The organism is Burkholderia sp. BCC0044, assembly GCF_902832955.1.
Lineage (GTDB): Bacteria > Pseudomonadota > Gammaproteobacteria > Burkholderiales > Burkholderiaceae > Burkholderia.
Map to the genome: position 1 here is coordinate 184,013 of NZ_CADFDO010000002.1, position 25,189 is coordinate 209,201.

Genomic DNA, 25,189 nt, shown 5'->3' on the forward strand with positions numbered 1-25,189 from the left:
TCGTGAGGCCGGCGGCGTTACTGGCCGGCGTAGGTCGGCGCCTTCGCGTCGCAGGTCACGGGCACGGTCGAGCCGTCCGCGAAGTGCAGCCGGAGCGGCACCTTTGCACCGGGCGCGACGGCCTTGCGCGGCTCCTCCAGCATCACGTGATAGCTCTTCGGCTTGAACGTCAGCGTGCCGTGTGCGGGCACGACGACCGAGTCGACGTGAACCATCTTCGCGGTGCTGCCGCTCGTCTGCGTTTCATGCACCATCGCCATCCCGTATGCGGGCGTGTCGATACCGGTCAGCGTCGCGGGCGCATCGCCGTCGTTCTTCAGCGTGAAATAGCCGGAAGACGGCACCGTCGCCGGCATCGTGCGGATCCAGCACGCATCGGCCTGGATGGCGGGCGCGGCGAACGTGGCGGACGCGTGCAGCGCCAGCGCCAAGAGCAGGGCGGTCGGAATCGAGCGTTTCATCGTTTTTTCTCCTTATCGGGTGCGATGCCGAGGGCATCGATGCGAATGCGATCGGCACGAAGCGCCGATGCGCATCGCGTGCGTGACATGCGTTACTTCAGCGTGAATGCGTAGCGGCCGTGCGTGCGATGGCCGTCGCTGGCCACCGCGATCCACGCGACCGTGTAGGTGCCGGGCTTCAGGCTCGCCAGTGCGACGTGCATCCGCTTCCGGTTGCCGGCGTCGACGGCCGATTTCCCGTCGACGACCGATTGCCCTTGGCTGTCGGTCACGGCGATCGAGCTGAACGCGGGCTCGAGCGCCTCGCCGAAATCGATCGTGACCGCGTGCGGCGCGCTCGACAGCGTGGCGTTGGCGGCCGGGTCCTGCGTTTTCGGGAGCGCATGCGCATACGCGGCGTGGATGACGACGAAGCCGAGTGCGGCGAGTGCGCCGCGAACGAAAGTGACGGTTTTCATGGCTGGATGAGCGAGTGACGAATCGGATGGAAAAGACGGATTCGACGGACGGCCGCGCGAGCGGCATCGAGGTCGGCGGCGCTCGGCGCGGACGTGCGAGGCCGGACATTCGCATGCGGGCGAATGCCGGCACGGCAATCCGAACCGGTGGCGGCCAACCGTGCGCCCGGCACGACGCCGTGCGCAGCAGGGTGAGACATGATCGTCCTTCGAAACGTGACACGTCGCGCACGCGGGCAGCGTGCGCGGGCTGCACGGATGCGCTACGGCATCACGTGCAATGACGACGGATCAGGACGCGAATGGCGGGGCGCGCGGTTGCGCGGCCGTGAGCGGCAGCGCGCGGCGCAGGCTTTCGAAGCGGGTTGCCGCGCGATGCTCGATCGTGTGCACGTGGGCCGCGAACGTCAGTTCGGGGGCGGGCAGCGCGGGCGTATGGGCAAGCAGGCTGCAGTAGCCGCATGCCTGCAGATGGGCCTGCAGGCTTTTCGTCGGCGCATCGGCGGAGCGGTCGCCGGCAGCCGGCGCGGCCGAACAGTAGCCGGCCAGCAGCGCGTCGACGCGCCCCTGCGCGGTCAGCGCCTGCGAGATCGTCGGCGCGAGCGCCGTCATCAGGATGGCGAGCATCCCGATCAGACTGCCGATCTTCCGGAGACGACGACTCAGCATGCGATGCGCGGCGGCGGGTGGACGACGATGCGGGCGATTATGCCACGCACGTCGGTTCGCCGGTCGGCACCGACGTGCGGCGTAGCGGCGCGCTATGCATGCAGCGCCAGGTACTTCGCGATCAGCGTCATCTGCGCGGCCCAGCCCTGGTCGTTCATGTCGCGCGCCGTCGCGCGACGCGCCTCGATCAACTGGTCGAAACCCGTTTCGGTGACCGTAAGCAGCGTGCCGCCGGCTTGCGCCGCGAGCGTGAAGGTGACGAGCGTCATCGGCTCGGACGCGTAATCGAAATCCGGATCGATCGCGAACGGATGCCAGCGAAAAGAGAACAGTTGCTGCGGCTCGATGCGGTCGACGACGATTTCGAACACAGTGCCCGCGTAGGGCTCCTGCGCCTTGGCGACGTCGTCGTCGACGCGGGTCGGCGTGATGCGGCCGAACAGCGGCTGGCCGGCCTCGAACGGGCCGTCGAACGACACGCCGAACCACTGGCCGAATTCGCCGGAATTGCTCACGGCTGCCCACACGCGGTCGGGCGACGCGGCGAGCAATGTCTGTTTTTCGATGCGATCGGTTTGCTGGACCATCATGATCTCCATGCAGGATCGAGCGTTGCAGGACGACGCGCGCGGCCGCACGCCGCGTCTAGTCGAGCATGACCGCGTCGGGCACGTCGAGCACGAGGTCCGACGTCGCGACGGCCACGCACGGCAGCGTATAGCCGTCGGCCTTTTCGTCGCGGCTGAGCCCCGGCCATTCGATCGTGTAGCGTACGCTGCCGCTGACGATCCGGCAAAGGCAGCTTCGGCACGTGCCGTTGCGGCACGAGCGCGGCAGCGACACGCGCGCGAACGCGGCGGCTTCGAGCACGGTCAGCGCATCGGGCGCGTCGAAGGTCGCGCCGAGCGGCTCGATGCGCACGACGGGCGGGTGGTCTGGATCGGTCATGACTGAAGCGGGCGGTGGTTCGGCGGCAACGCGCCAAGCATACCCGAAGCCGCCGCGGCGGCCGACGGCCGCCAGCCGTGGGCGTCAGTGCCGCCGCAGATACCGGTACACGGTATTGCGGGCGAGGCCGAGCTCGCGCGCGGCCGCCGATACGTTGCCGCCATGCCGCGCGAGCACCGCATCGATCATCGCGGCCTGATGGCTTTGCAGCGTCGTGCCTTCGCGCTTGCCGGCCGGCGTGGCTGCTTCCGGCATAGCCGGCGCATCGTCGCAGTCGAGCCAGAAATCGTCGGGCAGATGCGCGAGCGTGATCTCGGCTTCGTCTTCGGCGAGCATGCCGGCCGTGCGCAGCACGTTGGTCATCTGCCGCAGGTTGCCGGGCCAGCGGTGGCGGGCGAACGCGTCGAGCACGTCGGCCGCGAGACGGCGCGGCATCGGCTCGCTGCGTGCGAGCCGCGCGAGGATCCGCTCGACGAGCGCCGGCAGGTCGGTGCGTGCGGCGAGCGCCGGCAGCGTGACCGCGAGCCCGTTGATCCGGTAGAACAGATCCTCGCGGAACGTGCCCTCCGCGATCATCGCGCGCAGGTCGCGGTGGGTCGCGCACACCACCCGCACGTCGACCGGCACCGCGCGTGCGCCGCCGAGCGGCATCACCGCGCGCTCCTGCAGCACGCGCATCAGCCGCACCTGCTGCGCGAGCGGCATGTCGCCGATTTCGTCGAGAAACAGCGTGCCGCCGTCGGCCTGCGCGATCTTGCCGGGGCTGCCGCGCTTGCGCGCGCCCGTGAACGCGCCGTCTTCATAGCCGAACAGCTCGGCCTCGATCAGCGAATCGGGCAGCGCCGCGCAGTTGACCGCGACGAACGGGCCGTCCGCACGCGGCGACGCCTGGTGCAGCGCGCGGGCGAGCCATTCCTTGCCGGTGCCGGTCTGGCCGAGGATCAGCAGCGGCAGGTCGCGCCCGCGGATCTTCGCGACGCGTTCCAGGACGGCGGCCATGCGTGCGTCGCCGGTGTCGAGCGTCGCGAACGTGATCGCGTCGGGGTCCGGCGCACGCACGCGCGCAGCCGGTGCGGGCGGCGTGACCGCGACGGTCGTTTTCTGCGCTTCGGGGAATTCGCAGCGGGCGAGCACGCGCACGCCGGTCGACAGCGTGAGGCGGAACGTGGCGCCCGGCGCGCGCGCGGCTTGCTGCGCGAGCTGGCCGAAGCGCATGCCGAACAACGCGTCGCTGGCCTGATGCTGCAGCGCGTCGAACGATGCGCCGAGCTGGAATTGCGCGCTGCGGTTCGCGGCGATCAGCCCGCCGTCGGGGCCGAATGCGACGAGCCCGGCGAACAGCGAATCGACGCAATCCTCGTGGGCGTGAAAGCGCAGCCGCAACGCTTCGCCGCACTGGTTCGCGAACAGGTGGTTCTCGATCAGCTGCGCGGACATCCGCACGAGCGCGAGCGTATGCGGGCTGGCGCCGCGCGGGTCGCCGCTCACGTCGAGCGTGCCGAGCGTGCGGCCGAACGGATCGACGATCGGCGCGCACGCGCAGGTGAGGATGTGGTTCGCGCGCAGGAAGTGCTCGGACCCGTGCACGACCACGGCCTGGCCCGACGCGAGCGCGGTGCCGATCGCGTTGGTGCCGCGTGCGCCTTCGGCCCACGACACGCCGTTGCACAGCGCGACGCGGTTGGCTTTCTCGATGAAGTCGGCGTCGCCGATGCTGTGCAGGATCACGCCGTCGGCGTCGGTCAGCAGCACGAGGCTTTGCGTCTCGGCGATCTGCGCGTGGAGATCCTCCATCACCGGGCGGGCGTGCGAGAACAGCGTGTGGTTCGTGTCGAGCAGTGCGCGCAGCGCGACGCGCGACAGCGGCGCGAAATCGGGGCGTTCGTGCGCGCGCAGGCCGACCGCGGTCGAACGCGCATGCGCCTGCGCGAGCAGGTCGGTACGCCCCGCGGTGGCGGGCAGCACGAAGGGTTGCGGCATGGTGTGTCTCCTGTTCCCGGGGCCGTCGGGCGACCGGATCGGAATCGGCGGCGGAGTGCGTCTCCGCTCGCGGCGCACCATTCGGCGCGACAGCCGTCCGTCCGGGCACGCATCATCATACAAGCGCCACGTGCGATGCGCGACTGCCAACAAAATCCCCTTGCTTTTAAGCGCCCGCCTGCAATGATGGAAATGGAGCACGCACGCGCCGTGTTCCGCAGTGCAACATGCATGCGACGCGACATGCATCCGTTCGGGAGACGCATCATGGTTCGAGCGGAACTGAGAGTCGTGCTGGCGGCCATCGCCACGTTCATCATGCTGGGCGGCATTGCCGTGGCGATCCACGGATTGCTGTTCGATCTGACCGATGCGGTGAGATACGGGGCGGCCGCGATCGCGGTGGGCGTCACGACCGCCGCGATCGCGCTCAACGTCTGGCCGACCGATCCGCACTGACGCCGTTTTCCGGTTGTCCGAAACGGTGCCGGATGCCGCGCAGATCAGACGAAATGCGCGTCGGAACGACGCACACCGAAATTTTTGTGTCCCGCGCGAAACCGTCTAAAGTGGAATTCAACCGGCATGCATCGACCGCGCCACACTCCGCGGCCGGGGCCTCCGCCGGCGAGCCCGCGTACATTTCGTCCGGCCGGTAGCGGACGACGGACGCGGTCATTCGTTTTCTACCGGTCGGGGCGGCTCTTATGCAGATCCATTTCACGAACGAGAAGCCTGAGTATTCGGGGCGTGACCTGATGCTGGCGTTCACGGCACTGGTCAATGGCGAGCGCGTCCAATGTCAGATCACCGCCGAGGCGCTGGAAGACCACTTCGGCGCGGCATCGCCGCGCTTCGAGGACATGGTCGGCGCATTCGACCAGCACCGCGAGCGCATCGAGGCGGCCGCACGGCGCCTGCTGTCGGAAACGCGTGCCCAATGCGTGACGCTGCGCAGCGGCTACGTGCGTTTCTACGAGGCCAACTGGCGCTGACGACACGACGCCCGTCCGGCGGCGCGCGCCCGGGGCGCGGCGCACGCGAAGACGTTGCCTTTCTCGCAATGCCGTTCGGTGGGCCGGGCGGCATTTTCGTATGCGGGCGGTGCGGGATGGCCTGCGCGTCGGCACGGTCAGGCGCGTCGATTCGTGAGGATCGCGGAACAATCGCGCGAAAACGAAAACGCCACCCGAAGGTGGCGTTTTTTCATTTCATCGTGCCGTGCGGCGACGTACTTCGCTCACTCGCTGCCGAGATAGAAGAAGCGGAACAGGAACACGGCCGCGATGATCCAGACGATCGGCTTGACCGTGCGCGCCTGGCCCGTCAGCAGCTTGAGGCCGCCGTACGCGATGAAGCCGAACGCGACGCCGTTCGCGATCGAGTACGTGAACGGCATCAGCAGCGCGGTCAGCGCGGCCGGCACGGCTTCGGTCGCATCGTCCCACGGCACCTCGACCATCTCGCGCAGCATCAGGCACGACACGTACAGCAGCGCGGGCGCGGTTGCGTAGGCCGGCACGACGCCGGCGAGCGGCGCGATGAACAGGCATGCGAGGAACAGCACCGCGACGGTGATCGCCGTCACGCCGGTGCGGCCGCCGGCCTGCACGCCCGATGCGCTTTCGATATACGCGGTGGTCGACGACGTGCCGAGCACCGAGCCCGCGACGATCGCCGTGCTGTCGGCGAGCAGCGCCTTGTTCAGGCGGTTCATCTTGCCTTCGACCAGCAGGCCCGCGCGATTCGCGACGCCCATCAGCGTGCCCGTCGCGTCGAACAGCTCGACGAGGAAGAACACGAGGATCACGTTGATGATGCCGGTCGACAGCGCGGCGCCGATGTCGAGCTTGAACAGCGTCGCATCGATCGACGGCGGCGCGGAGAACACGCCGTGGAACTGGTTGCCGGCGAAGAAGAACGACAGGATCGTCACGCCGATGATGCCGATCAGGATCGCGCCGCGCACGCGCAGGTGGTCGAGCGTGACGATCGTGAAGAAGCCGACGATCGCGAGGATCGTCTCGTGCTTGTGCAGGTCGCCGAGCGTGACGAGCGTGGCCGGGTTGCCGACGATCACGCCGGACGTCTTCAGCGAGATGATGCCGAGGAACAGGCCGATACCGGCGGTAATGGAAATCCGTAGCGATTTCGGAATGCCGTTGACGATCGCCTCGCGCACGCGGAACAGCGTGACGAGCAGGAACAGGCAGCCGGAGATGAACACCGCGCCGAGCGCGGCCTGCCACGTGAAGCCCATCCCCTTGACGACCGTGTACGCGAAATACGCGTTCAGGCCCATGCCGGGCGCGCAGGCGATCGGGTAGTTCGCGTACAGCCCCATGATGATCGACGCCAGCGCCGCGACGAGGCAGGTCGCGACGAACACGGATTCCTTCGGCATGCCCGCGTCGCCGAGGATCGCGGGGTTGACGAAGATGATGTAGGCCATCGTCAGGAACGTGGTGACGCCCGCGAGTATTTCGGTGCGGAAATCGGTGCCGGCTTCAGCGAAGCCGAAATACCGCTTGATGGATTCCATGAAGGCGTTTCTCCGGTCGGGTTGTCGTGTTGATTGTTGTGCCGAATTGTTGTACAGGCAGCGCGGCCGGCTAACTGTAACCAGCCACTATTGTCCGGCTATCGGCGGATTGTAATAGCGCGGATAGCTCGGACGATATAGTTGGAGGGCACGATCGGTTGCCTGCGCGCGAACGGTCCGGCACCCCGCCCGTGCGGCGAAGGCGCGCATTTTACCGGTTCGCGCGGCACGGGCCGGCAGAAACGGCAGAAACGGGGGAAACGAGCGGAAGGGGCGTGGGGCAGGCGGGCGAGACCGACCGATGCGCGCGCAACGCGGCCGATGCGTGCGCAACGGCACGCCGGCTGCGCCTCGTGTAGCCGGCGCGCGACGACATGCGACTGAAACGGCGCGCCCGCATGCTGCACGAACACGGTGCAGGCGGCGCGTTGGCGGAACGCACGCACGTATGCCGCCGGTGCGGATACACGACGCCGCAACGACGTGCGGCGGCCAATCGTCAGTCCAGGCGGTCGCAGGGATCGGGCTATCGTGCGCCGAAGCCGTCCCGTCCGCAACTGTCATTTCGCGATGCGGGGGCGACTGTGGTTTCTGTGTAAAAGATTGCAAGACCCCATCGCGTAAACCGGCAAGTCTTTCTAGGATAGATACACCGCGCATGCACACGCCGGCCGGTCATTGCCGACGCGGGGGAGTCGCAGTCCGTGCAGGCCAGGCGGTGAATGGCGGTCAAGGCCGTTGCGCGTTCGGGCAGGCACGGCCGATTGCGATTGCCCGATGCGGGTTCGTCCGTAATCACGGAGGTCAGCATGTTGAACTGGATCAGCCGTTGGGCGATGCGACACGCCCCCACGCCGGAAAAAACCGCCGCGTCGATGCTCGTGACGGCGCGCATGGAACTGTTCGCAGCCGAACAGCGCGTCATCGATGCGAAATTACAGGCGGATTACTGGCGCACACGTGTGTCATTCCTCGAGGAGGTGCAGAAGCAGGGCATCGATCCGTGGGTGACCTCGCAGGCCGCGCAACGCCCCGACCTCGATTCCACTCCACGAAGCACGGGCCCGCGTCTCGCCGCCAGCACCTGATGCACCTGCTGCTGCATCCCGTCGCTGCGCACGGCGCGCGATCGCTCGCGGCACGCAGTGGCGTGCCGCGTCTTTCGATGCGCACCTGCGGCGCGTTGCGCCGCGGGTGCGCCCATTTCCGGTCGCGGCCGTTCCGCGTGTCGCGTGCATGACGCGTGCGAAACGGCACGCCGCTCATCCGCTGCTTCTCCCTATCCCGACGAGCAAACGTTGCACTTGCGCGAGCATGCGCCTGACGCGTTCGCCGCGCCGCACGTACGCGGTCGTGATCGTCGCTTCGGCCGACCGGTCGGCATCGGTGCCGAGCCAGATGCGCTCGCCGCGCGCGATGCGCAGCACGTCGCCGGGCCGCACCCAGTAATCGTCGACGCCCGGCGGGCGCGTGATCCACAGCGCCGCGCCGTGCGCGCGGATTTCCGCATCCTGCGGCGCGCGCCAGGTCATCGTCGTACGCGGCGCGACCGCGAAACGGATCACGACGGTCGGTAACGCGATCGTGCCGGCATGGCGCCGATCGCGGCGTTCAAACAGCGGGCTTGCCTGGTCCATCGTCTTCTCCATTCAGTGAGCCGGACGGATGACGCGCACCAGAACAAAAAGGCCTCATCCGTTTCCGGCGAGGCCTTGTGTGACATGCGGTACTGCTCGATTGCTAACGCACAAGCGCCTCCCGTGATCCATTCTTTCGAATGTTCACCGGGCAATGAATCGCGATGGCGATGAGCTTGAACGTAGGCATGCGAATGATTTTGTTGTCGGCGTGCGGCGTTGTCAACGACTATTTTCGAGATATGCGCGGGCGATGCGTCGCCGCGCGCGTGCGGCGTTTCATGATGGCGTTGCGCACCGGGATCGCGGGCGCGGCGATGCGTGCGACATGCGCGACTTCGACGTCACCCGCTCAGCCGGTCGCGCATCCACGCGAGCGCACGCGCAAGCCATGGATCGCGCTGCATCGCGTAGACGGTCGTGATCGACGCTTCGGCGGGTTGGTCGTCGCCGGTGCCGATCCACACGCGATCGCCGCGCTGCACGCGCAGCACGTCGCCGGCGCGCAGCCAGTAATCGTCGATGCTGCCGAGCCGCGTGATCCACAGCGTGGCGTCGTGTACGCGGATCTCGGCGTCGTGCTGCGCGCGCCACGTCAGCGTCTTGCGCGGCGCGACCATGAAATGCAATTCGATGCTCGGCAATGCGATCGTATCGGTGCGGCACCGATCGGGGCAGACAACCAGCCGGCTTGCTTGGTCCATCGTCATCTCCATCCGTTGAGCCGGGCGGGATGACGCGCACCAAAACAAAAGGCCCCATCCGTTTCCGGCGAGGCCTTGTGACATGCGTGACTGAATCTCGATGCTAACGCACAAGCGCCTTCGGTGATCGCCGCGGGTGGGCGTTCACTCGGTTTTTATGCGCGATGGCGACGGGCTTGAGCATGAGCATGCGAACGAGTGTGTCGTGGCCGCGCAGCGATGTCAACGGAAATGTCGCACCTGCTGCATCCCGTCGCCGCGCACGGCGGGCGATGCGCGCATTTCTTCGAGCAGGTTCAGTCGTTCAGCAACGTTTCGATGGCGGGTGCGGAAACCGCACCCGACGTCATGCGGCCGTTCGCGTTGAACAGGGTCGGCGTGCCGCGCAGGCCCAACGCAAGGCCGAGCGAGCGGATCGGCGCGAGCGGCGCGGCACACGTGCCGGCGGCAGGTGGCACGTTGTCGATCATCCACGCTTTCCACGCCGCATTCCGGTCATTCGCGCACCAGACGCCGCGCGCATGCGCGGCGGCCTGCGGATGGAGTCCCTCGAGCGGGTAGAGGAAGGTGTGGATGGTCACGTTGTCGATCCGTTCAAGCGTGCGCTCCAGTCTTTTGCAATGGGAACAATCCGGATCGGAGAACACGTAAAGCGTGCGCTTGCCGTTGCCGCGGACCGTCTTGATCGCGTGGTCGCGCGCCATCGACGCCAGAATCCGGCCGGTGTCGCGCTCCGCGATGCGGGTGCCGGGGGGAAGCGTGATCGCGCCGCCGGAAGACGCCGCGGACGCGCCGTGACTTGCCGGTGCGGGCGCCGCGTTCAGGATGGAGGGGAGGCTCGCGAGCAGGCTCGAAAGCACGGCCCACTGGAGCAGCGTTCGTTTGGTCATGTCGATTCGGTATGCGAATACTGTGGAAGATCCGCACACCACGCGACAAACGAGTGCGCGTCCGGTTCGGAGCAAGCCGTGAGCGAGTCGGTGATGCCCGGCCGACCGGGCATCACGCCGGCTTGTTCGGGCGCGGCGCGGCGCTCAATGGCTGGCTGCTTCCGTGCTCGCCTCGGCGCTGGACTGCTGCTGGGCAGCGGACGCGTCGTGGTGAGGGTCGTCGCAGGCCACGGCGGTGCCGCTGACGGCGAATGCCGCGGCGAGAGCAAGTATGAGTCGGGATGCGTCCATTAGATAATCTCCGGTTTCGATGGGTGGGAAAGCCTTTTCGGGTGACACAAGGCGTTCGGGATTCGTATTGTGTCTACGCCGCATCGATGCAACCAACTTCCTGAAAAGAATCTCAATACGCGGGTGCTTTCGGCTCCTTTCCCGCTGGCGCGCAACCTCGAAAAAAAGCCTCGACCGTTTCCGGCGAGGCCTTGTGTGAGGGGCGGCGGTACTGCTCGGCGCGCTAACGCACCCGCGCCACCGATGACGCACCGTTTCGTGCGTGTGCCCGGCGATGGATCGCGATGGCGATGGCGATGGCGATGGCGATGAGCGCGAACGCGGGCATGCGAGCGAGCGCGTCGCCGCGCGGGGGTGACGTCGACGACAGTTTTCGATGCGGGCGCGGGTTACGCGTCGCGTTGCGCGAGGCCGTTCACGAGCAGTTCGGACAGCAGGCCCGTCATCCCTTCCGGGTGCGTGGCCGCGCGTGCCTTCAACTGTTCGACCAGCTCGGCGTTGAGCTTGCACGCGAACGGCACGAGGCCCTGCTCCTGGTCGAGCTTGCGCTGCGCGCGGCGGTCCAGCTTGGCGGCATCGTCGGCGCCCTTGCCGAAACGCGCGGAGCCCGACTGTTTCATCGCGTGCGTCAGCTTGAGCGCCTTGTTCTTTTCGAGATCGGTTTTCTTCATGGCCATCGCGGCACCTCCGGGAAATTGAAGCCGCGATTGTACGCATTTCGGCGGACGCCGCCCGCCGAACCGGCCGGAAGCCCGGTCACGCGCCTTTCGTCGTGCCCCAGTTGCCGCCGTGCGCGGCCGCCTGCGCGGCCGGCGAGCGGGCGAGGTAGGCGAGCGCCTGCTCGGTCGAGCCTTCGTGGTGCGGCGTATAGCCCGGCTTGAAATAGCGCAGCGCCGCGCCGATCACCTTCCAGAACGACGGCAGGTGCCCGCGCCGCGAACCCTGCCACCACGCGAGCACGAAGCCCGGGTAGCGGCCGGCGTCCGGGTCGCGCCGGTACATGAACTTCGCGCCGGTCGTGATGTAGTAGAGCAGCAGCAGGATCACGAACGCCATGTGCACGCAGCGTTCCGGATAGGTGCCGCCCAGGTGCCGGTAGATGTCGAACGCGACGGTGCGGTGCTCGACTTCCTCGGCGCCGTGCCAGCGCAGCAGGTCGACCATCGTCGGGTCCGCTTTACCTTCGTCGAGGCCGTGCGCGTTGAGCACCCAGTTGCCGAGATAGCCGAAGAAATGCTCGAGCGACGCGATCACGGCCAGCTGCTGCCGCAGCCAGAAGCGCGTATGGCCGATTTTCAGCCCGAGCGGCTGCTCGCCCAGCACGCGCGTGAACAGCCGGTTGAGCTTCTGGGTGAACGGCTTCGTGTCGATGCCGTGGCGGTCGTAGTAGTGCTTCAGCACGCCGCCGTGCGAGCGCGAATGCACGGCCTCCTGCCGCAGGAAGCCTTCGGCTTCGTCGCGCAGCCGCGCATCGGCGATCAGCGGCAGCGCCTTGTTGTACACGCGGCAGAACCACAGCTCGCCTTCCGGGAACAGCAGGTTCAGCGTGTTGATGATGTGCGTGCTGCCGGGATCGTTCGGCACCCAGGTAATCGGCGTGTCGCTGAAGTCGAACTTCACGTGCCGGGCCCTGATCTTGTGGTAGTCGGCGGTATCGGTCATGTTGTCTCCCTGTGCGGCGTCGTGCGCCGTCAATGCGATGCCATGCTGACGCGGGCGATCATCCGGCCCAGCCACGGCATGAAGCGGCCGACGAAGCGCAGCGCGTGCGCTTCGCCGCCGACCGCGACGACGGGACGGTTGCGCAGCACGCCGTCCACCATCGCCTGCGCGACGGTTTCCGGTTTCAGGCCGCGCATCTGGTACAGCTTCGTCGCGCGCTTGCGCAGCCGCGCTTCGTCCTGGGCGTTGGCGCCCGCGTAGTGCGTCGACGCCATGATTCCTGTCTCCGCGAAACCGGGGCACACGGCCGTCACGCCGATGCCTTGCTCCGCCAGTTCCGCGCGCATGCATTCGCTGAGCATCAGCACCGCGGCCTTCGTCGTCGCATACGCGGGCAGGTCGCGGGACGGCCCGAACGCGGCGGCCGACGCGGTATTGACGATGTGCCCGCCGGTCCCGCGCGCGGCCATCTGCTGCGCGAACAGCCGCGAGCCGTGGATCACGCCCCACAGGTTCACGTGCAGGATGCGCTCCCAGTGCCGCGTGCTCGTGTCGAGGATGCCGCCGGCCATGCCGATGCCCGCGTTGTTGATCACGACGTCCGCGCCGCCGAGTTCGCTGCCGACCCACGCCGCGAGCGCTTCCATCTCGTCGGCGGACCCGACGTCGACGCGTTTCGCATGGGCCTGCGCGCCGGTCAGCCCGATCAGCAGCGCGGTGCGTTCGGCGCTCGCGAGATCGATGTCGCAGGCGACGATCGTTGCGCCTTCGCGTGCGAAGGCCAGCGCCGCGCAGCGGCCGATCCCGCTGCCCGCGCCGGTGACGACCGCGACCTTGCCGCTGAAGCGCCCGCTGGTGGCGCGGCGGCGCGCGTTCGCGAGCGCGGGCGGTTCGTCGCCGGATTCGACCGCGTCGATCAATTGCCCGGCAAGATCCGCGAAGCGCGCGGGATCGGCGAGCGGCAGCCAGTGGCCGGCCGCGACTTCGCGGCGGTAGTACTGCGGCACCCAGCGCGACAGGTTCTCGGACAGCGCGGGGCTCACGTATTTGTCGCCGAGCGGCACGATCGTCTGCACCGGTGCATGCGCGTAGCGTTCGCGCGGCGCGAACAGGCAGCGGATGAAGTTCGCGCGATACAGGCGCACGCCGCGCGCGCCGTCGTCGGCCTGGGTCGGGCGCGGCGCGGCGGGTGTTTTTTCGAGCCGGCGCAGCAGGCCCGGCCACGCGCGGCCGAGCCACAGCCGCCAGCCGAGCTCGGGGAGGAACGGCAGATGGAACAGGTATACGTACCACGACCGCACGAGCTGGCCGCCGAGCTTGGCCAGCGACGCGGGCGTCGGGCGCAGCACGCGTTCGCGCAGCCAGAAGCCGACGTGGTCGAGGCACGGCCCCGAGCACGACGTGTACGACGCGATGCGGCCGGCGAGACGCGGATCGGTGACGAATTCCCAGCCCTGGATCGACCCCCAGTCGTGCGCGACCAGGTGCACCGCGCGCCCCGGGCAGAGCGCATCGATCACCGCGACGAAATCGTCGGTCAGCTTCGCGAGGTGGTAGTCGGCCGTGCGCGTCGGCACGCCCGACAGGCCCGCGCCGCGTACGTCGTACGCGATCACGTAGTGCTGGCGCGCGAGCAGCGGCGCGACGTGCTGCCAGACGCTGCTGTCGTCGGGATAGCCGTGCACCAGCACGACCGGCGAGCGGGCCGGGTCGCCCCAGGTCCTGACCGCGAGCGTCAGGTCGCCGGAGGCGACCGCCGTTTCGCTGTGAACCGATTCGAACAGGGCCAGCGGCGCTTCGTCGGAAAGAGGCTGCATCGTGAGTCCGTCGTTCAGGGAGTCGGGAGGGGGAGCGGGTGGGTCAGGCGGCGGCCGGCACGGTCGAGACCGCGTGCGCGCGCTCGGCCTGGCGGCGCTGCCAGCGGCGCACGTGCGGCAGGTCGTCGTCGAGCCAGTACGCGTCGTCGTCGGTGATCACGAGCAGTTCCTCGAATTTCGCGCCGACGCCGGCGAAGCCGAGATGCGGCTCGACGGCCCACAGGCCCGGCACGGGCGCATGCTCGGAGCGGCGGTCGATCGACCACAGCGGCGACCAGCCTTGCTGCTTCGCCGCGCGGCCCTGGTCGAGCAGCAGGTTGCGCGTCGCGTTCAGCCCGAACCGCGCGACGAAGCGCGGCTTCGACAGCTTGTGGATCTTCGCGACGCGATGCGCGAGCACCTTGAACGGATAGGCCTTGTGACGCGGCTCGACGCCCTGGCGGCGGCACAACGCGTCGACTTCCTGCGCGACGTCCGCCATCGAGCGGCGCGCCTTCACGAGCCGCACGATCATGTCCCGATGGTCCATCAGGTCGTCCTGCAACTGCTCGAGGATCGGGTTGCGGCCGAGGCAGTGCGCGTAGCCGACGTCGGCGACGATGCCGTCGAGCACCGGCGCGACGTCGAGGATCACCGGCATGTCGGTTTCGAGCTGGCGGTTGCTCGGGAAGAACGCGAGATTGAAGCCGCCCATGTGCCTGAGGCCCGAGAAGCCCTCGAACGCGGTGCGATCGCCGAACCACGCGAACGGCTTGTGCAGCCAGTCGTGCACGCCGTGGTCCTGCAGCCATTCGGTCAAGAGGCGCGCGGCTTCCTTCTCGGTGATGCCGGGGTAGAGCATCGCGCCGACGGTTTCGACGCAGCGGTAAGCAAGCTGCTGGACCGCGCGGAATTGCGGCAGCTCGTCGAGGTGAACTTCCGGCAGCGGATGGTGGGCGGTCATGATGCGTCTCCATGTGTCGGCCCGCGTCTGCTTGTCGGCGCGATGCGGGTCCTGGGCAAGGCTGGGGCGCTGATCCGGAACGCATCCGCCGTGATCCTGAGGCGAATTATTCAGTCAGCATTTAATGTGCCATTGAGTAATGTAATAATCATAGCCGGTTCGACGTCGTGCGCCAGCCCCCGGAGATGAGGGCTTCTCCTAATGAAGGGCCGAAATGGAGGGGAAGCTCTAGATTTCCGGCGGTCGGGGCCGGATGGCCCTCGCTGCGCATGCGTCTCGAGCGGCGGAAGCGGGCCGGGGAGCGCCGCGCGGGGTCCGCGCGGGCCTGTGGATGTCGCGCCGGATCAACTCCCCGTCGTGTCTCGGCGCGACGCTGTCAAATTGCCGAAATAATTTCGTCACATCATCCGCCCCGATTCGAAGCCTTTGCGGCTTCGCGAGGCCGGTGTGCCGCGCGTCGCGCGGGGCAGCGACCGAAGCCGATTCGACATTTCAACGGAGAGACCATGCAACGCCGCCAGTTCATGAACACCCTTGCCGCGGCGACCGCCGCGACGCCGCTGATGCTCAAGGCCGGCGTCGCCGGCGCGACGAGCGCCACCGTGCCGGACGCGCTGGACCCGGGCCGCTGGTCGCCGTTCAACGCCGCGCGCCTGCAGGCGGTGCTCGACCGGCACGGCATCAAGAGCGCGCGCTACGACGCAAAGCGCCGCCCGTATGCGGTGTTCGACTGGGACAACACCTGCATCATGAACGACTGCGAAGAGGCGTTGCTGATGTACCAGATCAACCATCTGCAGTACAAGCTGACGCCGGACGAATTCGTCGCCGTGATGTGGAAGGACGTGCCGAAGGGCGCGTTCATGAAGGACTACACGACCGTCGACGGCAAGCCGGTGACGATGGAGGATCTCGCCGCCGACGTCGAGTCCGACTACCGCTGGCTCCATGCGAACTACAAGGGCCTCGGCGGCGACAAGAGCCTCGACGAGATCCGCGAAACCGACCCGTTCAAGGATTTCCGCGCGAAGCTGTACTTCATGTACGACGCGATCTGCGATACGCACCCGCTCGAAGTCGGCTACAAGTGGATCATCTACTTCTACCAGAACATGACGACCGCCGAGCTGCAGGCGATGGCGGAAGCGTCGAACAACTACGGGATCGGCGACGCGCTGCGCAAGGTCCGCTACGAAAGCCCGAAGACGCTGCCGGGCAAGGCCGGCGTGGTGGCCGATACGCATTTCCACGGGATCCGCATTCACGAGGAAATCCGTGCGGTGATGCATACGCTGCGTGCGAACGGCATCGACGTGTACGTGAGCACCGCGTCGCTCGACGACGTCGTGCGCGTGTTCGCCGGCAATCCGAACTATGGCTACGGCGTGCCGCCCGAGAACGTGATCGGGCTGCGTCTCGACATGCAGGACGGCAAGTACACGAGCACCTATCCGGCCGGCTGGCATTTCAACTGGGGGCCGGGCAAGACGGTGGGCATCCGCAACGTCCTCGCGTCGAAGAAGGGCTACGGCCCGCTGCTGGTGTTCGGCGACAGCGACGGCGACGCGTGGATGCTGCGCGATTTCAAGGACACCGCGGCCGGCGTGATCGTCAACCGGATGAAGAAGGGCGAGATCGGCGCGGACAGCAAGCTCGCGGCCGAACAGATCGGCAACCCGGACGCGCGCTTCCTGCTGCAGGGGCGCGACGAGCACACGGGGCTGATGATTCCGGACGAGAAGTCGATCAAGTACGGCAAGGCCGAGCGCAAGCTGCTGGCCTGACGCGGGCGGGGCGGGGCGGGGCCGGGCCGCCGGGCGCCGGCGCCACGGCCCCCCATCGGTATCGGTCCGCGGCGTCGTGCGGGCCGGTGCACGCGGGTCTCAGGGCTCGCGCGACGGGCCCAGCCGATCCAGCAACGCCCCCAGCAGATCGACCGGCAGCGGAAACACGATCGTCGAATTCTTGTCCGCCGCGATCGTCGTCAGCGTCTGCAGGTAGCGCAACTGCATCGCCTGCGGCTGCAGCGCGAGCCGCTGCGCGGCCTGCAGCAGTTTCTCCGACGCCTGCAATTCGCCTTCCGCGTGAATCACCTTCGCGCGCCGCTCGCGTTCGGCCTCCGCCTGCCGCGCGATCGCGCGGATCATCGTCTCGTTCAGGTCGACGTGCTTGATCTCGACCGTCGACACCTTGATTCCCCACGCATCGGTCTGCGCGTCGAGCGTCTTCTGGATGTCCGCGTTCAATTGCTCGCGCTCGGCGAGCAGCGCGTCGAGTTCGTGCTTGCCGAGCACCGCGCGCAGCGTCGTCTGCGCGAGCTGGCTCGTCGCCTCGAAGAAGCGCGCGACCTGGATCACGGCCTTCTCGGGATCGACGACGCGGAAATACACGACCGCATTGACCTTCACCGACACGTTGTCGCGCGTGATCACGTCCTGCGCCGGCACGTCGAACACGACGGTGCGCAAGTCGATTCGCACGACCTGCTGGACGATCGGGATGATCAGCACCAGCCCCGGGCCCTTCACCTTCCAGAACCGGCCGAGCATGAACACGACGCCGCGTTCGTATTCGCGAAAGATGCGGATCGACGATGCGACGAGCACCACGACGAAGACGACCAGGACGCTGCTGAAGCCGAACGTGTAACCGATCATGAAGGTTCTCCCTGGGGATGGGCGGGGGCGGGCGCGTCGTAGAGCGGCGCGACCGTCAGCGTCAGCCCGTGGCGGCCGGTGACGCGCACGCGGCAGCCGGCGGCCAGCGGCGTGCTGCTCGCCACGCGCCAGCGCTCGCCGTGCACGCGCGCCCAGCCGGCGGCCGACGGCGCCGCGCCGGCCGCGCCCCGCGGCTGGTCGGGCTGCAACCCGTCGTCGAGCACTTCGCCGATGCTGCCGAGCATCGCCTCGGCGCCCGTCACGACCGGACGGCGGCGCGCGCGCAGCGCGACGCTCGACACGCCCGCGACGAGCAGCCCGCCGCCGAGCGCGAGGCTCGCGATCACGGGCCACGGAATCCCGTAGCCGGGCACGTCGGTGTCGATCAGCATCAGCGCGCCGATCGTGAACGCGACGATTCCGCCGAACCCGAGCACGCCGAAGGTCGGCAGGAACGCCTCGGCGACGAGGCAGCCGAGCCCGAGCAGCACGAGGCCGAGGCCCGCATAGCTGATCGGCAGCAACTGCATCGCGAACAGCCCGACCAGCAGGCAGATCGTGCCGGCGACGCCCGGCAGCACGAAACCGGGGTTCGCGAATTCGAAGAAGAGGCCGTAGATGCCGATCGTCAGCAGGATCAGCGCGACGTTCGGATCGGCGATGATCGCGAGGAAGCGGCTGCGCCAGTCGGGCGCGAGCACGACGAGCGGCGCGTGCGCGGTCGCGAGATGCAGCGTGCCGGCGGTCGTCGTCACCGCGCGGCCGTCGAGCTGGCGCGCGAGATCGGCCGGGTCCTGCGCGATCAGGTCGACCACATGTTGCGCGCGCGCCTCGTTCGCCGACAGGCTCACGGCCTCGCGCACCGCGCGCTCGGCCCATTCGGCATTGCGCCCGCGCAACTGCGCGAGGCCGCGGATGTAGGCGGACGCATCCTGGATCGCCTTGCGAATCTCGGTCGATTGCGTATCGGTCGGCAGCGCGGGAGCCGTGTCGGATACGCCAGACGCGCCCGATGCACCCGATGCACCCGATGCACCGGTCGGGCGCGGCGCAGCCGGATTCGCGCCCGGCGGCGCGGCGCCGCCGATGCCGAACTGTACGGGCGACGCCGCGCCGAGATTGGTGCCGGGCGCCATCGCCGCGACGTGGCTCGCATAGACGATGTAGGTGCCCGCGCTCGCGGCCCGCGCGCCGCCCGGCGCGACGAACGCGGCGACCGGCACCGGCGAGCCGAGGATGGCCTTGATGATCTGCCGCATCGACGTATCGAGGCCGCCGGGCGTGTCGAGCTGGAGGATCGCGAGCGGCGCGTGCTCGCGGGCTGCACGGTCGAGCGAACGCACGATGAAATCGGCGCTGGCCGGGCCGATCGCGCCGTTGACGGGAATCACGACGACCGGATGCGCGGCGGGCGCGTCGGCCGATGGCGGCGCGGCGAGCGCCGCGCATACGACGAGCAGCGCCGCGAACAGCGCGGCGCGCGCGACCCGCGCGGACAGCGGGTGACGGGGGCGGCCGTCGGGCGCGGCAGGCGCCGGCGGCGGCTCATGACGGTGAAAACGCATCGGGGCGTCCGGGCGGCGCACGGCCGCGTGCCGTCCGGCTCGCGAAAAGGGCGTGGGCCCGATGCTTGAAGATTAGGCGGTTTCGGCGGAAAGCGCGAAGGTGCGGCCGCGCCGGCCGGCGTCAGCCTGCGCCGCCGCCGCGCGCGAGCACTTCGTCGCGATAGTCGGCCGGGCTGCGCCCGCTCCATTTGCGGAACGCGCGGTAGAACGCGCTCGGCTCCGCGAACCCGGTCGCGGCCGCGACGTCGGCGATCGTGCGGGCCGGGTCGGCCAGCGCCTCGAACGCGAGATCGCGCCGCAGCGTGTCCTTGATCGACTGGTACGCGTGGCCTTCCTGGTGCAGCTTGCGGCGCAGCGTGGCCTCGGCCACGTGCAGCCGCGCGGCCATCCCGCCCGCGCCCGGCCACGCGGCCGGCGGCATCCCGCGCAGCACCGCGCGCACGCGCTGTGCGAGCGCGTTCGGGTTGCGGTACTTGACGATGAAGCTGGCCGGCGCGTTGCGCAGAAACGTCTTCAGCGTCTTCGCGTTTTGCACGACCGGCAGCGTCGCGAATTCGGGATCGAAATCGACATACGAATCGGGCTCGTTGAAACGCATGTCGTCGCAGAACATCGACGGGTATTCGTGGTCGGCGGGTGGCGTATCGCAGCGGAAGCTCGCATGCAGCAGCGGAATGCGCCGGCCGATCAGCCAGCAGGTGAGCCCGTACACGATGATGAAATAGGTCGCGTACGTGAACATCGCGGGCGTCGCGCCGTTGTTGCGGTGCACGAAACGCAACCGCACGCGCTGCGGGTTCGCGTCGAGCTCCGCGTGGAGATCGTCGAGCACGCAGTGCATGAAGTTCACCGCGCGCGCCATCGCGTGCAGCCCGTCGCGCGCGGACAGCGCGGCCTGGCTCATCGCGATGAAGCTGCCGCTGCGCATCGGATGGCGATCCTGCCCGAAAAACTCGTCGTCGAGCGTGCGCGCGATCGCGTTCCACAGCGCGCCGTATTGCTGCGCGGACACGCGTGCGCGCGGCTGCCCGAGCAGCGCCGGCGCGATGCCGGCCTGCGCGAGCAGCGGCTCGGCCGCGACGCCGCGCCGCGTGGCGAGCGCGACGCTGTACGCGACGAGGCTGATCGCGACGGTTCCCTTGTCTTCCTGCTTCATCGGTGTCGCCGGTGTGGCAAAAACGCTCAGTGTAAATGAGCGACGCGAGCATCGAACAGTCGCGCGCGCTTGCCTACACTTGTTGCATCGAAACGCAAGGACGGTCGCGCCCGGCGGCCGCGGGAGACTGCAGCACCATGGACGAGCTTTACACCGAAGACCAGCGGATGATCCGCGACGCCGCGCGCGCCTTTGCCACCGAAATGCTGGCGCCCAACGCTGCGCAGTGGGACCACGATGCGCACCTGCCCGACGCGATCGTCGCGCAGCTCGGCGAACTCGGCCTGCTCGGGATGATCGTGCCGCAGGAACTGGGCGGCTCGTATACGGATTACGTCGCGTATGCGCTGGCGATGGAGGAAGTCGCGGCCGGCGACGCCGCGTGCGCGACGATGATGAGCGTGCACAACTCGGTCGGCTGCGGGCCGATCCTCGGCTTCGGCACGCCCGCGCAGAAGGATCGCTGGCTGGCCGACATGGCGGCCGGCCGCGTGATCGGCGCGTTCTGCCTGACCGAGCCGCATGCGGGCTCCGAGGCGAACAACCTGCGCACGCGGGCCGAACTGCGCGACGGCAAGTGGGTGCTGAACGGCGCGAAGCAGTTCGTGACCAACGGCCAGCGCGCCGGCGTCGCGATCGTTTTTGCCATGACGGACCCGGAAGCCGGCAAGCGCGGCATTTCCGCGTTCCTGGTGCCGACCGACACGCCGGGCTTCATCGTCGGCAAGCCCGAGAAGAAGATGGGCATCCGCGCGTCGGACACGTGCCCGATCACGTTCGAGAACTGCGCGATTCCCGAAGAGAACCTGCTCGGCAATCGCGGCGAAGGGCTGAAGATCGCGCTGTCGAACCTCGAGGGCGGGCGCATCGGCATCGCCGCGCAGGCGCTCGGCATCGCGCGCGCCGCGTTCGACAAGGCGCGCCGCTATGCGGGCGAGCGCGTGCAGTTCGGCAAGCCGATCGCCGAGCATCAGGCGATCCAGCAGAAGCTCGCCGACATGGCCGTGCAGATCAACGCCGCGCGCCTGCTCGTGCATCACGCGGCGAAACTGCGCACGGCCGGGCTGCCGTGTCTGTCGGAAGCGTCGCAGGCGAAGCTGTTCGCGTCCGAGATGGCCGAGCGCGTGTGTTCGGATGCGATCCAGATTCACGGCGGCTACGGCTACCTGGTCGACTACGAAGTCGAGCGTCATTATCGCGACGCGCGCATCACGCAGATTTACGAAGGCACCAGCGAAGTGCAGCGGATGGTGATCGCGCGGCAGCTGTGAGCCGCGGCGCGCTCCGATCCGGCATCACGCAATCGAACGAGCAGGCGCACGACGCAGGCACGAGGGCAGCGCGGCGAACGCGGCACGCAACGACGTGACCGTGCGCCGTGCAACACGGAACGGCAGCCTGTGCCGCAGCACCGGCGCCGGTTGACCGCTGGGCATGGAGACTGGACGGAGACACACATGACGGTACAGGCATTCCTGGACGCACGCGACTTCCTGCTGCGCCATCGCACCGACTACGACACCGCGTATCGCGATTTCGCATGGCCGGTGCTCGATGCGTTCAACTGGGCGCTCGACTACTTCGACCCGATGGCGCGCGGCAACGACCAGCCCGCGCTGTGGATCGTCGACGCGGCGACCGGCACCGGCGATCCGTACTCGTTCGCGCAGATGTCCGAGCGTTCGTCGCGTGTCGCGAACTGGCTGCGCTCGATCGGCGTCGTGCGCGGCGACCGCATTCTGCTGATGCTGCCGAACCGGGTCGAGCTGTGGGACGCGATGCTGGCCGCGATGAAGCTCGGCGCGATCGTGCTGCCCGCCACCACGCAACTGTCGCCCGACGACGTGCGCGACCGCGTGCAGATCGGCGGCGCGACCTATGCGATCGTCGACGAAAACGAAACCGCGAAGTTCGAGCAGGCCGGCCTCGGCCTCAAGCAGAAAATCGTCGCCGGCGCGCCGCGCGCAGGCTGGCTCGCGATGAACGACGGCTACGCGGCGAGCGCCGCGTTCGCGCCGGACGCCGTCACGCACGCAAACGACCCGATGCTGCTGTACTTCACGTCGGGCACGACGTCGAAGCCGAAGCTCGTCGAGCATACGCACCGCACCTATCCGGTCGGCCATCTGTCGACGATGTACTGGGTCGGCCTGCAACCGGGCGACATCCACTGGAACATCAGCTCGCCGGGCTGGGCGAAGCACGCATGGAGCTGTTTCTTCGCGCCGTGGAATGCGCAGGCGTGCGTGTTCGCGTTCAACTATGCGCGCTTCGAGCCGAAGGTCGTGCTCGATGCGCTCGTCAAATACCGGGTGACGACGCTGTGCGCGCCGCCGACCGTATGGCGCATGCTCGTGCAGCAGCCGCTCGCGTCGTTCGATGTGAAGCTGCGCGAGATCGTCGGCGCGGGCGAGCCGCTGAATCCCGAGATCATCGAGCGCGTGAAGAAAGCGTGGGACATCTCGATTCGCGACGGCTACGGTCAGACCGAGACGACCTGCCTGATCGGCAATTCGCCGGGCCAGCCGGTGGTCGCGGGCTCGATGGGCCGGCCGCTGCCCGGCTACCGGATCGCGCTGCTCGATCCGGACGGCGCGCCGGTGACCGAAGGCGAAGTCGCGCTGCCGATCGGCGATGACGTCACGCGTCCGGTCGGGCTGATGAAAGGCTATGCGAACAATCCCGACGCGACGGCCTACGCGATGCGCGACGGCCACTACCGCACGTCGGACATCGCGATGCGCCGCGACGACGGCTACTACGTGTACATCGGCCGTGCGGACGACGTGTTCAAGTCGTCCGACTACCGGCTGAGCCCGTTCGAACTCGAAAGCGTACTGATCGAGCATCCGGCGATCGCGGAAGCGGCCGTCGTGCCGAGCCCGGACCCGGTGCGGCTGTCGGTGCCGAAGACCTTCATCACGCTGCGCCAGGGCTATGAAGAAAGCCCGGCGCTCGCGCTGGAGATCTTCCGTTTCTCGCGCGAGAAGCTCGCGCCGTACAAGCGCATCCGCCGGCTGCAATTCGCGGAACTGCCGAAGACGATCTCGGGGAAGATCCGCCGCGTCGAGTTGCGCCGCCGCGAGATCGAGCGCGGCGACGATGCGACCGAGCGCATGCCCGGCGAGTACTGGGAAGAGGATTTCGCCAACGAACTGAAATGACCGGCTGCGGGCCGCCCTAGCCGCATTTTTCGGCGTGCCGTCCGCAGCCACACTGAACCGAACCGGCCGCGCGTTGCCTGACGCCACGCGGCTCACTGCAAGGAGAAAACGCTGATGAACGCGAATCCGACGCCCCGTACGGGGCAAGACGTGCCGACGGTCAAGCTGCTGATCGACGGCGCTTTCGTCGAGTCCGCCACGAGCGAGTGGCGCGACATCGTCAACCCGGCGACGCAGCAGGTGCTCGCACGCGTGCCGTTCGCGACCGTCGCGGAAGTCGACGCGGCCGTGCAGGCCGCGCACGCCGCGTATGCGACGTGGAAGAACACGCCGATCGCCGCGCGCATGCGCATCATGCTGAAGTTCCAGGACCTGGTGCGCGCGAACCAGCAGCGCATCGCGAAGACGCTGACGGCCGAGCAGGGCAAGACGATTCCCGACGCCGAAGGCGACATCTTCCGCGGCCTCGAAGTGGTCGAGCACGCATGCTCGATCGGCACGCTGCAGCTCGGCGAATTCGCCGAGAACGTCGCGGGCGGCGTCGACACCTACACGCTGCGCCAGCCGCTCGGCGTGTGCGCCGGCATCACGCCGTTCAATTTCCCCGCGATGATTCCGCTGTGGATGTTCCCGATGGCGATCGTGTGCGGCAACACGTTCGTGCTGAAGCCGTCCGAGCAGGACCCGATGTCGACGATGGAGCTCGTCGAGCTCGCGCTCGAGGCCGGCGTACCGAAAGGCGTGCTGAACGTCGTGCACGGCGGCAAGGAAGTCGTCGATGCGATCTGCACGCATCCGCTCGTGAAGGCGATCTCGTTCGTCGGTTCGACCGCAGTCGGCACGCACGTGTACAACCTCGGCGGCCAGCACGGCAAGCGCGTGCAGTCGATGATGGGCGCGAAGAACCACGCGATCGTGCTGCCCGACGCGAACCGCGAGCAGGCGATCAACGCGCTCGTCGGCGCGGGCTTCGGCGCGGCCGGCCAGCGCTGCATGGCGACGTCGGTGGTCGTGCTGGTCGGCAACGCGCGCGAATGGCTGCCCGATATCGTCGCGAAGGCGAAGACGCTGAAGGTCAATGCGGGTGCGGAAGCGGGCACCGACGTCGGCCCGGTCGTGTCGCGCGGCGCGAAGGCGCGGATTCTGTCGCTGATCGACATGGGCATCAAGGAAGGCGCGAAGCTCGAACTCGACGGTCGCGACGTGAAGGTCGCGGGCTTCGAGGAAGGCAACTTCATCGGCCCGACGATCTTCTCCGGCGTGACGACCGACATGTCGATCTACACGCACGAAATCTTCGGGCCGGTGCTGGTCGTGATGGAGGTCGACACGCTCGACGAAGCGATCGCACTCGTCAACGCGAACCCGATGGGCAACGGCGTGGGCATCTTCACGCAGAGCGGCGCGGCCGCGCGCAAGTTCCAGAGCGAGATCGACGTCGGCCAGGTCGGCATCAACATTCCGATTCCGGTGCCCGTGCCGTTCTTCAGCTTCACCGGTTCGCGCGGCTCGAAGCTCGGCGATCTCGGCCCGTACGGCAAGCAGGTCGTGCAGTTCTATACGCAGACGAAGACGGTCACCGCGCGCTGGTTCGACGACGACACGACGGCCGGCCCGGTGAACACGACGATCCGGCTGCATTGAG

General features: G+C 68.2%; 25 protein-coding genes. 7 read left to right on the forward strand and 18 right to left on the reverse strand.

Annotated features, from left to right (window positions below; genetic code table 11):
- Positions 1-17 precede the first annotated feature (17 nt).
- From HWX14_RS09460 to HWX14_RS09485, 6 genes are all read right to left on the reverse strand, one after another.
- Positions 18-461, reverse strand: a complete 444-nt coding sequence (locus HWX14_RS09460; RefSeq protein ID WP_175882490.1) for a copper chaperone PCu(A)C — start codon at positions 459-461, stop codon at positions 18-20.
- A gap of 92 nt (positions 462-553) precedes the next feature.
- On the reverse strand, positions 554-919 hold the full coding sequence (locus HWX14_RS09465; RefSeq protein WP_175882491.1) for a copper resistance protein CopC: 366 nt from the start codon (positions 917-919) through the stop codon (positions 554-556).
- Positions 920-1,210: 291 nt separating this feature from the next.
- Positions 1,211-1,588: a DUF2946 domain-containing protein gene (locus HWX14_RS09470; protein WP_175882492.1), complete on the reverse strand. Its 378-nt coding sequence runs from the start codon at positions 1,586-1,588 to the stop codon at positions 1,211-1,213.
- A 92-nt stretch (positions 1,589-1,680) separates the two neighbouring features.
- Entirely contained in the window at positions 1,681-2,175 is a 495-nt protein-coding gene (locus HWX14_RS09475; protein WP_175883540.1) for an SRPBCC family protein, read from the reverse strand.
- Between the two features lie 58 nt (positions 2,176-2,233).
- The gene (locus HWX14_RS09480) at positions 2,234-2,536 is read right to left on the reverse strand and encodes a 2Fe-2S iron-sulfur cluster-binding protein (RefSeq protein ID WP_175882493.1); all 303 of its coding nucleotides are present in this window, start codon (positions 2,534-2,536) and stop codon (positions 2,234-2,236) included.
- 84 nt (positions 2,537-2,620) lie between these two features.
- Entirely contained in the window at positions 2,621-4,516 is a 1,896-nt protein-coding gene (locus tag HWX14_RS09485; RefSeq protein WP_175882494.1) for a sigma-54-dependent Fis family transcriptional regulator, read from the reverse strand.
- Between the two features lie 183 nt (positions 4,517-4,699).
- Here HWX14_RS09485 and HWX14_RS09490 point away from each other — a divergent pair, with 183 nt between their 5' ends.
- Positions 4,700-4,975, forward strand: a complete 276-nt coding sequence (locus HWX14_RS09490; RefSeq protein ID WP_023477572.1) for a DUF2964 family protein — start codon at positions 4,700-4,702, stop codon at positions 4,973-4,975.
- Between the two features lie 248 nt (positions 4,976-5,223).
- Complete coding sequence (locus HWX14_RS09495) at positions 5,224-5,511, forward strand: DUF1488 domain-containing protein (protein ID WP_006480750.1); 288 nt, start codon at positions 5,224-5,226, stop codon at positions 5,509-5,511.
- Positions 5,512-5,756: 245 nt separating this feature from the next.
- Here HWX14_RS09495 and HWX14_RS09500 read toward each other — a convergent pair whose 3' ends face one another.
- On the reverse strand, positions 5,757-7,058 hold the full coding sequence (locus HWX14_RS09500) for an NCS2 family permease (RefSeq protein ID WP_174385246.1): 1,302 nt from the start codon (positions 7,056-7,058) through the stop codon (positions 5,757-5,759).
- Positions 7,059-7,867: 809 nt separating this feature from the next.
- Here HWX14_RS09500 and HWX14_RS09505 point away from each other — a divergent pair.
- Positions 7,868-8,146: a hypothetical protein gene (locus tag HWX14_RS09505; protein WP_006480752.1), complete on the forward strand. Its 279-nt coding sequence runs from the start codon at positions 7,868-7,870 to the stop codon at positions 8,144-8,146.
- Between the two features lie 174 nt (positions 8,147-8,320).
- Here the strand turns inward: HWX14_RS09505 and HWX14_RS09510 are convergent, their stop codons facing one another.
- From HWX14_RS09510 to HWX14_RS09545, 8 genes are all read right to left on the reverse strand, one after another.
- Positions 8,321-8,695 carry a DUF2917 domain-containing protein gene (locus HWX14_RS09510; RefSeq protein WP_175882495.1) on the reverse strand — a complete coding sequence of 125 codons (375 nt, stop codon included), beginning with the start codon at positions 8,693-8,695 and terminating at the stop codon, positions 8,321-8,323.
- 344 nt (positions 8,696-9,039) lie between these two features.
- Positions 9,040-9,399 (reverse strand): DUF2917 domain-containing protein, encoded by a 360-nt coding sequence (locus HWX14_RS09515; RefSeq protein WP_175882496.1) that lies wholly within the window; start codon positions 9,397-9,399, stop codon positions 9,040-9,042.
- Positions 9,400-9,695: 296 nt separating this feature from the next.
- Entirely contained in the window at positions 9,696-10,289 is a 594-nt protein-coding gene (locus HWX14_RS09520; protein WP_175882497.1) for a DsbC family protein, read from the reverse strand.
- Positions 10,290-10,433: 144 nt separating this feature from the next.
- Positions 10,434-10,580 carry a hypothetical protein gene (locus HWX14_RS09525; RefSeq protein WP_175882498.1) on the reverse strand — a complete coding sequence of 49 codons (147 nt, stop codon included), beginning with the start codon at positions 10,578-10,580 and terminating at the stop codon, positions 10,434-10,436.
- A 389-nt stretch (positions 10,581-10,969) separates the two neighbouring features.
- Positions 10,970-11,257: a hypothetical protein gene (locus HWX14_RS09530; RefSeq protein ID WP_043180204.1), complete on the reverse strand. Its 288-nt coding sequence runs from the start codon at positions 11,255-11,257 to the stop codon at positions 10,970-10,972.
- Positions 11,258-11,336: 79 nt separating this feature from the next.
- Positions 11,337-12,242: a metal-dependent hydrolase gene (locus tag HWX14_RS09535; RefSeq protein WP_175882499.1), complete on the reverse strand. Its 906-nt coding sequence runs from the start codon at positions 12,240-12,242 to the stop codon at positions 11,337-11,339.
- A gap of 29 nt (positions 12,243-12,271) precedes the next feature.
- Complete coding sequence (locus HWX14_RS09540; protein ID WP_175882500.1) at positions 12,272-14,059, reverse strand: SDR family oxidoreductase; 1,788 nt, start codon at positions 14,057-14,059, stop codon at positions 12,272-12,274.
- Positions 14,060-14,102: 43 nt separating this feature from the next.
- Positions 14,103-15,002 carry a M24 family metallopeptidase gene (locus HWX14_RS09545; RefSeq protein ID WP_175882501.1) on the reverse strand — a complete coding sequence of 300 codons (900 nt, stop codon included), beginning with the start codon at positions 15,000-15,002 and terminating at the stop codon, positions 14,103-14,105.
- A 506-nt stretch (positions 15,003-15,508) separates the two neighbouring features.
- Here HWX14_RS09545 and HWX14_RS09550 point away from each other — a divergent pair.
- Positions 15,509-16,786, forward strand: a complete 1,278-nt coding sequence (locus HWX14_RS09550; RefSeq protein ID WP_175882502.1) for a haloacid dehalogenase-like hydrolase — start codon at positions 15,509-15,511, stop codon at positions 16,784-16,786.
- A gap of 99 nt (positions 16,787-16,885) precedes the next feature.
- On the opposite strand, the gene HWX14_RS09555 is transcribed toward HWX14_RS09550, so the two are convergent.
- From HWX14_RS09555 to HWX14_RS09565, 3 genes are all read right to left on the reverse strand, one after another.
- Positions 16,886-17,659: a slipin family protein gene (locus tag HWX14_RS09555; RefSeq protein ID WP_011694808.1), complete on the reverse strand. Its 774-nt coding sequence runs from the start codon at positions 17,657-17,659 to the stop codon at positions 16,886-16,888.
- Positions 17,656-19,224, reverse strand: a complete 1,569-nt coding sequence (locus HWX14_RS09560) for a nodulation protein NfeD (RefSeq protein WP_175882503.1) — start codon at positions 19,222-19,224, stop codon at positions 17,656-17,658. The genes HWX14_RS09555 and HWX14_RS09560 overlap by 4 nt, the downstream gene beginning before the upstream one ends.
- A 121-nt stretch (positions 19,225-19,345) precedes the next feature.
- Positions 19,346-20,380 carry an AraC family transcriptional regulator gene (locus HWX14_RS09565; RefSeq protein ID WP_175882504.1) on the reverse strand — a complete coding sequence of 345 codons (1,035 nt, stop codon included), beginning with the start codon at positions 20,378-20,380 and terminating at the stop codon, positions 19,346-19,348.
- A gap of 137 nt (positions 20,381-20,517) precedes the next feature.
- Here HWX14_RS09565 and HWX14_RS09570 point away from each other — a divergent pair, with 137 nt between their 5' ends.
- The 3 genes from HWX14_RS09570 (at position 20,518) to HWX14_RS09580 (ending at position 25,188) form a co-directional block, all read left to right on the forward strand.
- The gene (locus HWX14_RS09570; protein WP_023477775.1) at positions 20,518-21,651 is read left to right on the forward strand and encodes an acyl-CoA dehydrogenase family protein; all 1,134 of its coding nucleotides are present in this window, start codon (positions 20,518-20,520) and stop codon (positions 21,649-21,651) included.
- A 186-nt stretch (positions 21,652-21,837) separates the two neighbouring features.
- Positions 21,838-23,544: an AMP-binding protein gene (locus tag HWX14_RS09575; RefSeq protein ID WP_175882505.1), complete on the forward strand. Its 1,707-nt coding sequence runs from the start codon at positions 21,838-21,840 to the stop codon at positions 23,542-23,544.
- Between the two features lie 114 nt (positions 23,545-23,658).
- Entirely contained in the window at positions 23,659-25,188 is a 1,530-nt protein-coding gene (locus tag HWX14_RS09580) for a CoA-acylating methylmalonate-semialdehyde dehydrogenase (protein ID WP_175882506.1), read from the forward strand.
- Position 25,189 lies beyond the last annotated feature (1 nt).